The sequence below is a fragment of the Metabacillus schmidteae genome (assembly GCF_903166545.1).
GTDB lineage: Bacteria > Bacillota > Bacilli > Bacillales > Bacillaceae > Metabacillus > Metabacillus schmidteae.
This window is the reverse complement of sequence record NZ_CAESCH010000001.1, coordinates 612,067-624,608: the sequence shown is the minus strand read 5'-3', so window position 1 is coordinate 624,608 and position 12,542 is coordinate 612,067. Positions and strand designations below refer to the sequence as shown.

Genomic DNA, 12,542 nt, shown 5'->3' with positions numbered 1-12,542 from the left:
ACCAGTATCTCTACTGATCTTTTTTCCTCTTCTTACTTGGCGACGTCCTACTCTCACAGGGGGAAACCCCCAACTACCATCGGCGCTGAAGAGCTTAACTTCCGTGTTCGGCATGGGAACGGGTGTGACCTCTTCGCCATCATCACCAAATAATATAAAGTTTGAAGGCATATTCCTTCAAAACTAGATAACGAATCACAATTCAATTCACTAAGCTTACGCTTTTATTAGGTTAAGTCCTCGATCGATTAGTATCAGTCAGCTCCACACGTCACCGCGCTTCCACCTCTGACCTATCAACCTGATCATCTTTCAGGGATCTTACTCACTAGTGTGATGGGAAATCTCATCTTGAGGGGGGCTTCATGCTTAGATGCTTTCAGCACTTATCCCTTCCGCACATAGCTACCCAGCTATGCCTTTGGCAAGACAACTGGTACACCAGCGGTGCGTCCATCCCGGTCCTCTCGTACTAAGGACAGCTCCTCTCAAATTTCCTACGCCCACGACGGATAGGGACCGAACTGTCTCACGACGTTCTGAACCCAGCTCGCGTACCGCTTTAATGGGCGAACAGCCCAACCCTTGGGACCGACTACAGCCCCAGGATGCGATGAGCCGACATCGAGGTGCCAAACCTCCCCGTCGATGTGGACTCTTGGGGGAGATAAGCCTGTTATCCCCGGGGTAGCTTTTATCCGTTGAGCGATGGCCCTTCCATGCGGAACCACCGGATCACTAAGCCCGACTTTCGTCCCTGCTCGACTTGTAGGTCTCGCAGTCAAGCTCCCTTGTGCCTTTACACTCTACGAATGATTTCCAACCATTCTGAGGGAACCTTTGGGCGCCTCCGTTACATTTTAGGAGGCGACCGCCCCAGTCAAACTGCCCACCTGACACTGTCTCCCAGCCCGATCAGGGCTGTGGGTTAGAATTTCAATACAGCCAGGGTAGTATCCCACCGACGCCTCCACCGAAGCTAGCGCTCCGGCTTCTCAGGCTCCTACCTATCCTGTACAAGCTGTACCAAAATTCAATATCAGGCTACAGTAAAGCTCCACGGGGTCTTTCCGTCCTGTCGCGGGTAACCTGCATCTTCACAGGTACTATAATTTCACCGAGTCTCTCGTTGAGACAGTGCCCAGATCGTTACGCCTTTCGTGCGGGTCGGAACTTACCCGACAAGGAATTTCGCTACCTTAGGACCGTTATAGTTACGGCCGCCGTTTACTGGGGCTTCGGTTCAAAGCTTCGCTTGCGCTAACCTCTCCCCTTAACCTTCCAGCACCGGGCAGGCGTCAGCCCCTATACTTCGCCTTGCGGCTTCGCAGAGACCTGTGTTTTTGCTAAACAGTCGCCTGGGCCTATTCACTGCGGCTTTTCCGGGCTATTCACCCTAAAAAGCACCCCTTCTCCCGAAGTTACGGGGTCATTTTGCCGAGTTCCTTAACGAGAGTTCTCTCGCTCACCTTAGGATTCTCTCCTCGCCTACCTGTGTCGGTTTGCGGTACGGGCACCTCTCACCTCGCTAGAGGCTTTTCTTGGCAGTGTGGAATCAGGAACTTCGGTACTATAGTTCCCTCGCCATCACAGCTCAGCTTACGTGACAACGGGATTTGCCTCATTGTCAGCCTAACTGCTTGGACGCGCTAATCCAACAGCGCGCTTACCCTATCCTTCTGCGTCCCCCCATTGCTCAAATGGTGAGGAGGTGGTACAGGAATTTCAACCTGTTGGCCATCGCCTACGCCTTTCGGCCTCGGCTTAGGTCCCGACTAACCCTGAGCGGACGAGCCTTCCTCAGGAAACCTTAGGCATTCGGTGGAGGGNTTGCTCAAACGGTGAGGAGGTGGTACAGGAATTTCAACCTGTTGGCCATCGCCTACGCCTTTCGGCCTCGGCTTAGGTCCCGACTAACCCTGAGCGGACGAGCCTTCCTCAGGAAACCTTAGGCATTCGGTGGAGGGGATTCTCACCCCTCTTTCGCTACTCATACCGGCATTCTCACTTCTAAGCGCTCCACGAGTCCTTCCGGTCTCGCTTCACAGCCCTTAGAACGCTCTCCTACCATTGTTCGTAAGAACAATCCACAGCTTCGGTGATACGTTTAGCCCCGGTACATTTTCGGCGCAGAGTCACTCGACCAGTGAGCTATTACGCACTCTTTAAATGGTGGCTGCTTCTAAGCCAACATCCTGGTTGTCTAAGCAACTCCACATCCTTTTCCACTTAACGTATACTTTGGGACCTTAGCTGGTGGTCTGGGCTGTTTCCCTCTTGACTACGGATCTTATCACTCGCAGTCTGACTCCTGAACATAAGTCTTTGGCATTCGGAGTTTGACTGAATTCGGTAACCCGATGGGGGCCCCTAGTCCAATCAGTGCTCTACCTCCAAGACTCTCATTTCAAGGCTAGCCCTAAAGCTATTTCGGAGAGAACCAGCTATCTCCAAGTTCGATTGGAATTTCTCCGCTACCCACACCTCATCCCCGCACTTTTCAACGTGCGTGGGTTCGGGCCTCCATTCAGTGTTACCTGAACTTCACCCTGGACATGGGTAGATCACCTGGTTTCGGGTCTACGACCACGTACTCTTTCGCCCTATTCAGACTCGCTTTCGCTGCGGCTCCGTCTTATCAACTTAACCTTGCACGGGATCGTAACTCGCCGGTTCATTCTACAAAAGGCACGCCATTACCCATTAACGGGCTTTGACTACTTGTAGGCACACGGTTTCAGGATCTCTTTCACTCCCCTTCCGGGGTGCTTTTCACCTTTCCCTCACGGTACTGGTTCACTATCGGTCACTAGGGAGTATTTAGCCTTGGGAGATGGTCCTCCCTGCTTCCGACGGGATTTCACGTGTCCCGCCGTACTCAGGATCCACTCTGGAGGGAACGAAGTTTCAACTACAGGGTTGTTACCTTCTTTGACGGGCCTTTCCAGACCTCTTCATTTACTCCGTTCCTTTGTAACTCCGTATAGAGTGTCCTACAACCCCAAGAGGCAAGCCTCTTGGTTTGGGCTAATTCCGTTTCGCTCGCCGCTACTCAGGAAATCGCGTTTGCTTTCTCTTCCTCCGGGTACTTAGATGTTTCAGTTCCCCGGGTCTGCCTTTATTACCCTATGTATTCAGGTAAAAATACTACTCCATTACGAGCAGTGGGTTCCCCCATTCGGAAATCTCCGGATCAAAGCTTACTTACAGCTCCCCGAAGCATATCGGTGTTAGTACCGTCCTTCATCGGCTCCTAGTGCCAAGGCATCCACCGTGCGCCCTTANCTACTCCATTACGAGCAGTGGGTTCCCCCATTCGGAAATCTCCGGATCAAAGCTTACTTACAGCTCCCCGAAGCATATCGGTGTTAGTACCGTCCTTCATCGGCTCCTAGTGCCAAGGCATCCACCGTGCGCCCTTAACAACTTAACCTTCGACAAATGATAAGCTTCAGATTACTTCGTTGGCTTCATGTTCTGCGGTGCTCATGGACAAATTACGTCCATTCCGCTCCTCAACCATTTCGCCGCCTCGTACTCTTCGCTTCTCCTTTGTCTCAAGACATAAGTACTTACTTAATGTCCTGATTCAAATATTATTAAGAGAATCACTAAACTAAGCGTTTAAACTCAGTGAATTACTTGAATTGTTTTCGTTATCTAGTTTTCAAAGAACATTGGTGGAGCCTAGCGGGATCGAACCGCTGACCTCCTGCGTGCAAAGCAGGCGCTCTCCCAGCTGAGCTAAGGCCCCATATTTTTATTTGAGATGGTGGGCCTAAATGGACTCGAACCATCGACCTCACGCTTATCAGGCGTGCGCTCTAACCAGCTGAGCTATAGGCCCATCTCTATAAATTCAGAGAACAAAGTTCTCTCAAAACTAAACAAAATACCAAGCGTACCTCATATCCTTAGAAAGGAGGTGATCCAGCCGCACCTTCCGATACGGCTACCTTGTTACGACTTCACCCCAATCATCTGTCCCACCTTAGGCGGCTGGCTCCTTANTCTCTCAAAACTAAACAAAATACCAAGCGTACCTCATATCCTTAGAAAGGAGGTGATCCAGCCGCACCTTCCGATACGGCTACCTTGTTACGACTTCACCCCAATCATCTGTCCCACCTTAGGCGGCTGGCTCCTTACGGTTACCCCACCGACTTCGGGTGTTACAAACTCTCGTGGTGTGACGGGCGGTGTGTACAAGGCCCGGGAACGTATTCACCGCGGCATGCTGATCCGCGATTACTAGCGATTCCGGCTTCATGCAGGCGAGTTGCAGCCTGCAATCCGAACTGAGAATGGTTTTATGGGATTGGCTTGACTTCGCAGTCTTGCAGCCCTTTGTACCATCCATTGTAGCACGTGTGTAGCCCAGGTCATAAGGGGCATGATGATTTGACGTCATCCCCACCTTCCTCCGGTTTGTCACCGGCAGTCACCTTAGAGTGCCCAACTGAATGCTGGCAACTAAGATCAAGGGTTGCGCTCGTTGCGGGACTTAACCCAACATCTCACGACACGAGCTGACGACAACCATGCACCACCTGTCACTTCGTCCCCCGAAGGGGAACCTTCTATCTCTAGAAGTAGCGAAGGATGTCAAGACCTGGTAAGGTTCTTCGCGTTGCTTCGAATTAAACCACATGCTCCACCGCTTGTGCGGGCCCCCGTCAATTCCTTTGAGTTTCAGTCTTGCGACCGTACTCCCCAGGCGGAGTGCTTAATGCGTTTGCTGCAGCACTAAAGGGCGGAAACCCTCTAACACTTAGCACTCATCGTTTACGGCGTGGACTACCAGGGTATCTAATCCTGTTCGCTCCCCACGCTTTCGCGCCTCAGCGTCAGTTACAGACCAGAGAGTCGCCTTCGCCACTGGTGTTCCTCCACATCTCTACGCATTTCACCGCTACACGTGGAATTCCACTCTCCTCTTCTGCACTCAAGTTTCCCAGTTTCCAATGACCCTCCACGGTTGAGCCGTGGGCTTTCACATCAGACTTAAGAAACCGCCTGCGCGCGCTTTACGCCCAATAATTCCGGACAACGCTTGCCACCTACGTATTACCGCGGCTGCTGGCACGTAGTTAGCCGTGGCTTTCTGGTTAGGTACCGTCAAGGTACCAGCAGTTACTCTGGTACTTGTTCTTCCCTAACAACAGAACTTTACGACCCGAAGGCCTTCATCGTTCACGCGGCGTTGCTCCGTCAGACTTTCGTCCATTGCGGAAGATTCCCTACTGCTGCCTCCCGTAGGAGTCTGGGCCGTGTCTCAGTCCCAGTGTGGCCGATCACCCTCTCAGGTCGGCTACGCATCGTCGCCTTGGTGAGCCGTTACCTCACCAACTAGCTAATGCGCCGCGGGTCCATCTGTAAGTGACAGCTAGACGCCGTCTTTCAATTTCGAACCATGCGGTTCGAAATGTTATCCGGTATTAGCTCCGGTTTCCCGGAGTTATCCCAATCTTACAGGCAGGTTACCCACGTGTTACTCACCCGTCCGCCGCTAATCTTTGGGAGCAAGCTCCCTCAGATTCGCTCGACTTGCATGTATTAGGCACGCCGCCAGCGTTCGTCCTGAGCCAGGATCAAACTCTCCAATAAAGTGTTTGATGTAGCTCATAAAATTTTTGTACTATATAGTACGTTTTTGTTAATCGAAATTAACGTTGGCACGCTTGGTTTTGTTTAGTTTTCAAAGATCATTTACTAGTCATTGGCGACTAGGTATCTATCATACCATCAACAGGTTAGTGCTGTCAACAATAATTTAAATTTTATTATTTTAAAATATTGTTTATTCTATTACGTTTTTATGGCAGAAACTTATAATAAACGATAACTATTTATTAGTCAAGATATATTATTAATAATTTAAAGTTAATTTATGAAATAGCTATCTATTATTAGGTTAATATTTATTATTCTTACATAATTAGTAACATTCATAGCTTAACTTCAACACATTTACATATGTATGGGGTTCATTCAGATATGTTACTACTTATTATGGCTTCCATATCTTAAGAATATGGAAGCCATAATAAAATCAATCTAACTAACAATCATTTTGCCACACCAAACAAAATTTATCTTTGGATGATTCCTTTACATTTTGGGCACTCATATATGATTCCCATATCTCCGAAACTTCTTTGAAGAACTTCTTCCATTAAAATTTTACATCTCGGGCAGTTTATTAACTCTGTTTGTCCTTTTTTAGGTGACAAATTATACACCTCCCTATTTTATTTGTATTCAAATATGAGATATAGGTTCGGTAGAGTTAGTTTTATTTGAAGCCACCTTTTATCAATAAATTCCCTTGTCCTTTATTATCTATTCTTAATTAACTTTCGCTATCTTCTAGCTAGAACTTTATGCTATTAGTCTTAATTTGTTTTTAGGAAACCTTCGGTTTTTCTATGATTATTTAATTAAAACAAAAAAGACCAGTATCTCTACTGATCTTTTTCCTCTTCTTACTTGGCAACGTCCTACTCTCACAGGGGGAAACTCCCAACTACCATCGGCGCTGAGAGCTTAACTTCCGTGTTCGGATTTCGGCTGGCGATAAGCGGCGAATCTCCGCGTCAGCTTGTTCGTTCAGATCCTCATGTGCCAACTGCGCACACATTAGTAGGGTGTTAAGTTAATTTATCTTCGATTATGGAGATTTATCAACGATTATTTCATTTTATCTTCGATTTTCAGCAACTTATCTTCGATTATTTTAATTTATCTACTATTCTACAAAATTCACCAAAAATCTACATACACGTAAACTCCATATCAAACAAAAAAAGACCAGCATCTCTACTGATCTTTTCCCTCTTCTTACTTGGCAACGTCCTACTCTCACAGGGGGAAACCCCCAACTACCATCGGCGCTGAAGAGCTTAACTTCCGTGTTCGGCATGGGAACGGGTGTGACCTCTTCGCCATCATCACCAAATAATATAAAGTTTGAAGGCATGTTCCTTCAAAACTAGATAACGATTCACAATTCAATTCACTAAGCTTACGCTTTTATTAGGTTAAGTCCTCGATCGATTAGTATCAGTCAGCTCCACACGTCACCGCGCTTCCACCTCTGACCTATCAACCTGATCATCTTTCAGGGATCTTACTCACTAGTGTGATGGGAAATCTCATCTTGAGGGGGGCTTCATGCTTAGATGCTTTCAGCACTTATCCCTTCCGCACATAGCTACCCAGCTATGCCTTTGGCAAGACAACTGGTACACCAGCGGTGCGTCCATCCNTACTCACTAGTGTGATGGGAAATCTCATCTTGAGGGGGGCTTCATGCTTAGATGCTTTCAGCACTTATCCCTTCCGCACATAGCTACCCAGCTATGCCTTTGGCAAGACAACTGGTACACCAGCGGTGCGTCCATCCCGGTCCTCTCGTACTAAGGACAGCTCCTCTCAAATTTCCTACGCCCACGACGGATAGGGACCGAACTGTCTCACGACGTTCTGAACCCAGCTCGCGTACCGCTTTAATGGGCGAACAGCCCAACCCTTGGGACCGACTACAGCCCCAGGATGCGATGAGCCGACATCGAGGTGCCAAACCTCCCCGTCGATGTGGACTCTTGGGGGAGATAAGCCTGTTATCCCCGGGGTAGCTTTTATCCGTTGAGCGATGGCCCGTCGATGCGGAACCCCCGGATCACTAAGCCCGACTTTCGTCCCTGCTCGCCTTGTAGGTCTCGCAGTCAAGCTCCATTGTGCCTTTGCACTCTGCGAATGATTTCCAACCATTCTGAGGGACCCTTTGGGCGCCACCGTTACATTTTAGGAGGCGCCCGCCCCAGTCAAACTGCCCACCTGACACTGTCTCCCAGCCCGATCAGGGCTGTGGGTTAGAATTTCAATACAGCCAGGGTAGTATCCCACCGACGCCTCCACCGAAGCTAGCGCTCCGGCTTCTCAGGCTCCTACCTATCCTGTACAAGCTGTACCAAAATTCAATATCAGGCTACAGTAAAGCTCCACGGGGTCTTTCCGTCCTGTCGCGGGTAACCTGCATCTTCACAGGTACTATAATTTCACCGAGTCTCTCGTTGAGACAGTGCCCAGATCGTTACGCCTTTCGTGCGGGTCGGAACTTACCCGACAAGGAATTTCGCTACCTTAGGACCGTTATAGTTACGGCCGCCGTTTACTGGGGCTTCGGTTCAAAGCTTCGCTTGCGCTAACCTCTCCCCTTAACCTTCCAGCACCGGGCAGGCGTCAGCCCCTATACTTCGCCTTGCGGCTTCGCAGAGACCTGTGTTTTTGCTAAACAGTCGCCTGGGCCTATTCACTGCGGCTTTTCCGGGCTATTCACCCTAAAAAGCACCCCTTCTCCCGAAGTTACGGGGTCATTTTGCCGAGTTCCTTAACGAGAGTTCTCTCGCTCACCTTAGGATTCTCTCCTCGCCTACCTGTGTCGGTTTGCGGTACGGGCACCTCTCACCTCGCTAGAGGCTTTTCTTGGCAGTGTGGAATCAGGAACTTCGGTACTATAGTTCCCTCGCCATCACAGCTCAGCTTATGTGACAACGGGATTTGCCTCGTTGTCAGCCTAACTGCTTGGACGCGCTAATCCAACAGCGCGCTTACCCTATCCTTCTGCGTCCCCCCATTGCTCAAACGGTGAGGAGGTGGTACAGGAATTTCAACCTGTTGGCCATCGCCTACGCCTTTCGGCCTCGGCTTAGGTCCCGACTAACCCTGAGCGGACGAGCCTTCCTCAGGAAACCTTAGGCATTCGGTGGAGGGGATTCTCACCCCTCTTTCGCTACTCATACCGGCATTCTCACTTCTAAGCGCTCCACGAGTCCTTCCGGTCTCGCTTCACAGCCCTTAGAACGCTCTCCTACCATTGTTCGTAAGAACAATCCACAGCTTCGGTGATACGTTTAGCCCCGGTACATTTTCGGCGCAGAGTCACTCGACCAGTGAGCTATTACGCACTCTTTAAATGGTGGCTGCTTCTAAGCCAACATCCTGGTTGTCTAAGCAACTCCACATCCTTTTCCACTTAACGTATACTTTGGGACCTTAGCTGGTGGTCTGGGCTGTTTCCCTCTTGACTACGGATCTTATCACTCGCAGTCTGACTCCTGAACATAAGTCTTTGGCATTCGGAGTTTGACTGAATTCGGTAACCCGATGGGGGCCCCTAGTCCAATCAGTGCTCTACCTCCAAGACTCTCATTTCAAGGCTAGCCCTAAAGCTATTTCGGAGAGAACCAGCTATCTCCAAGTTCGATTGGAATTTCTCCGCTACCCACACCTCATCCCCGCACTTTTCAACGTGCGTGGGTTCGGGCCTCCATTCAGTGTTACCTGAACTTCACCCTGGACATGGGTAGATCACCTGGTTTCGGGTCTACGACCACGTACTCTTTCGCCCTATTCAGACTCGCTTTCGCTGCGGCTCCGTCTTATCAACTTAACCTTGCACGGGATCGTAACTCGCCGGTTCATTCTACAAAAGGCACGCCATTACCCATTAACGGGCTTTGACTACTTGTAGGCACACGGTTTCAGGATCTCTTTCACTCCCCTTCCGGGGTGCTTTTCACCTTTCCCTCACGGTACTGGTTCACTATCGGTCACTAGGGAGTATTTAGCCTTGGGAGATGGTCCTCCCTGCTTCCGACGGGATTTCACGTGTCCCGCCGTACTCAGGATCCACTCTGGAGGGAACGAAGTTTCAACTACAGGGTTGTTACCTTCTTTGACGGGCCTTTCCAGACCTCTTCATTTACTCCGTTCCTTTGTAACTCCGTATAGAGTGTCCTACAACCCCAAGAGGCAAGCCTCTTGGTTTGGGCTAATTCCGTTTCGCTCGCCGCTACTCAGGAAATCGCGTTTGCTTTCTCTTCCTCCGGGTACTTAGATGTTTCAGTTCCCCGGGTCTGCCTTTATTACCCTATGTATTCAGGTAAAAATACTACTCCATTACGAGCAGTGGGTTCCCCCATTCGGAAATCTCCGGATCAAAGCTTACTTACAGCTCCCCGAAGCATATCGGTGTTAGTACCGTCCTTCATCGGCTCCTAGTGCCAAGGCATCCACCGTGCGCCCTTANCTACTCCATTACGAGCAGTGGGTTCCCCCATTCGGAAATCTCCGGATCAAAGCTTACTTACAGCTCCCCGAAGCATATCGGTGTTAGTACCGTCCTTCATCGGCTCCTAGTGCCAAGGCATCCACCGTGCGCCCTTAACAACTTAACCTTCGACAAATGATAAGCTTCAGATTACTTCGTTGGCTTCATGTTCTGCGGTGCTCATGGACAAATTACGTCCATTCCGCTCCTCAACCATTTCGCCGCCTCGTACTCTTCGCTTCTCCTTTGTCTCAAGACATAAGTACTTACTTAATGTCCTGATTCAAATATTATTAAGAGAATCACTAAACTAAGCGTTTAAACTCAGTGAATTACTTGAATTGTTTTCGTTATCTAGTTTTCAAAGAACATTGGTGGAGCCTAGCGGGATCGAACCGCTGACCTCCTGCGTGCAAAGCAGGCGCTCTCCCAGCTGAGCTAAGGCCCCATATTTTTATTTGAGATGGTGGGCCTAAATGGACTCGAACCATCGACCTCACGCTTATCAGGCGTGCGCTCTAACCAGCTGAGCTATAGGCCCATCTCTATAAATTCAGAGAACAAAGTTCTCTCAAAACTAAACAAAATACCAAGCGTACCTCATATCCTTAGAAAGGAGGTGATCCAGCCGCACCTTCCGATACGGCTACCTTGTTACGACTTCACCCCAATCATCTGTCCCACCTTAGGCGGCTGGCTCCTTANTCTCTCAAAACTAAACAAAATACCAAGCGTACCTCATATCCTTAGAAAGGAGGTGATCCAGCCGCACCTTCCGATACGGCTACCTTGTTACGACTTCACCCCAATCATCTGTCCCACCTTAGGCGGCTGGCTCCTTACGGTTACCCCACCGACTTCGGGTGTTACAAACTCTCGTGGTGTGACGGGCGGTGTGTACAAGGCCCGGGAACGTATTCACCGCGGCATGCTGATCCGCGATTACTAGCGATTCCGGCTTCATGCAGGCGAGTTGCAGCCTGCAATCCGAACTGAGAATGGTTTTATGGGATTGGCTTGACTTCGCAGTCTTGCAGCCCTTTGTACCATCCATTGTAGCACGTGTGTAGCCCAGGTCATAAGGGGCATGATGATTTGACGTCATCCCCACCTTCCTCCGGTTTGTCACCGGCAGTCACCTTAGAGTGCCCAACTGAATGCTGGCAACTAAGATCAAGGGTTGCGCTCGTTGCGGGACTTAACCCAACATCTCACGACACGAGCTGACGACAACCATGCACCACCTGTCACTTCGTCCCCCGAAGGGGAACCTTCTATCTCTAGAAGTAGCGAAGGATGTCAAGACCTGGTAAGGTTCTTCGCGTTGCTTCGAATTAAACCACATGCTCCACCGCTTGTGCGGGCCCCCGTCAATTCCTTTGAGTTTCAGTCTTGCGACCGTACTCCCCAGGCGGAGTGCTTAATGCGTTTGCTGCAGCACTAAAGGGCGGAAACCCTCTAACACTTAGCACTCATCGTTTACGGCGTGGACTACCAGGGTATCTAATCCTGTTCGCTCCCCACGCTTTCGCGCCTCAGCGTCAGTTACAGACCAGAGAGTCGCCTTCGCCACTGGTGTTCCTCCACATCTCTACGCATTTCACCGCTACACGTGGAATTCCACTCTCCTCTTCTGCACTCAAGTTCCCCAGTTTCCAATGACCCTCCACGGTTGAGCCGTGGGCTTTCACATCAGACTTAAGAAACCGCCTGCGCGCGCTTTACGCCCAATAATTCCGGACAACGCTTGCCACCTACGTATTACCGCGGCTGCTGGCACGTAGTTAGCCGTGGCTTTCTGGTTAGGTACCGTCAAGGTACCAGCAGTTACTCTGGTACTTGTTCTTCCCTAACAACAGAACTTTACGACCCGAAGGCCTTCATCGTTCACGCGGCGTTGCTCCGTCAGACTTTCGTCCATTGCGGAAGATTCCCTACTGCTGCCTCCCGTAGGAGTCTGGGCCGTGTCTCAGTCCCAGTGTGGCCGATCACCCTCTCAGGTCGGCTACGCATCGTCGCCTTGGTGAGCCGTTACCTCACCAACTAGCTAATGCGCCGCGGGTCCATCTGTAAGTGACAGCTAGACGCCGTCTTTCAATTTCGAACCATGCGGTTCGAAATGTTATCCGGTATTAGCTCCGGTTTCCCGGAGTTATCCCAATCTTACAGGCAGGTTACCCACGTGTTACTCACCCGTCCGCCGCTAATCGTTGGGAGCAAGCTCCCTCAGATTCGCTCGACTTGCATGTATTAGGCACGCCGCCAGCGTTCGTCCTGAGCCAGGATCAAACTCTCCAATAAAGTGTTTGATGTAGCTCATAAAAGTTTGTACTATATAGTACGTTTTTGTTAATCGAAATTAACGTTGGCACGCTTGGTTTTGTTTAGTTTTCAAAGATCATTTATGTCGTTCTCTCAGAAGCGACTT

Annotated in this window: 1 protein-coding gene, 4 tRNA genes and 6 rRNA genes; all 11 read right to left on the bottom strand. The window is 49.9% G+C overall.

Annotated elements, in window-relative coordinates; translation table 11 throughout:
• Nucleotides 1-34: 34 nt before the first annotated feature.
• The 11 genes from rrf (HWV59_RS03095) to HWV59_RS03045 all read right to left on the bottom strand — a co-directional run bounded on the left by rrf (HWV59_RS03095) (nt 35) and on the right by HWV59_RS03045 (nt 12,415).
• Nucleotides 35-150: ribosomal RNA gene (rrf, locus tag HWV59_RS03095) — 5S ribosomal RNA — on the bottom strand.
• A gap of 78 nt (nt 151-228) precedes the next feature.
• Nucleotides 229-3,292 (bottom strand): 23S ribosomal RNA (locus HWV59_RS03090).
• Nucleotides 3,293-3,678: 386 nt separating this feature from the next.
• Nucleotides 3,679-3,754, bottom strand: a tRNA-Ala gene (locus HWV59_RS03085).
• Nucleotides 3,755-3,770: 16 nt separating this feature from the next.
• Nucleotides 3,771-3,847 (bottom strand) — tRNA-Ile (locus HWV59_RS03080).
• 209 nt (nt 3,848-4,056) lie between these two features.
• Nucleotides 4,057-5,607, bottom strand: a 16S ribosomal RNA gene (locus HWV59_RS03075).
• Between the two features lie 485 nt (nt 5,608-6,092).
• The gene (locus HWV59_RS03070) at nt 6,093-6,233 is read right to left on the bottom strand and encodes a zf-TFIIB domain-containing protein (RefSeq protein WP_175638033.1); all 141 of its coding nucleotides are present in this window, start codon (nt 6,231-6,233) and stop codon (nt 6,093-6,095) included.
• Nucleotides 6,234-6,842: 609 nt separating this feature from the next.
• Nucleotides 6,843-6,958: ribosomal RNA gene (rrf, locus tag HWV59_RS03065) — 5S ribosomal RNA — on the bottom strand.
• Nucleotides 6,959-7,036: 78 nt separating this feature from the next.
• A 23S ribosomal RNA gene (locus HWV59_RS03060) occupies nt 7,037-10,100 on the bottom strand.
• A 386-nt stretch (nt 10,101-10,486) separates the two neighbouring features.
• Nucleotides 10,487-10,562: transfer RNA gene (locus tag HWV59_RS03055), tRNA-Ala, on the bottom strand.
• A 16-nt stretch (nt 10,563-10,578) separates the two neighbouring features.
• A tRNA-Ile gene (locus HWV59_RS03050) sits at nt 10,579-10,655 on the bottom strand.
• Between the two features lie 209 nt (nt 10,656-10,864).
• A 16S ribosomal RNA gene (locus tag HWV59_RS03045) occupies nt 10,865-12,415 on the bottom strand.
• Together the 16S, 23S and 5S rRNA genes with 4 tRNA genes alongside form the textbook arrangement of a ribosomal RNA operon.
• Between the last annotated feature and the right edge of the window lie 127 nt (nt 12,416-12,542).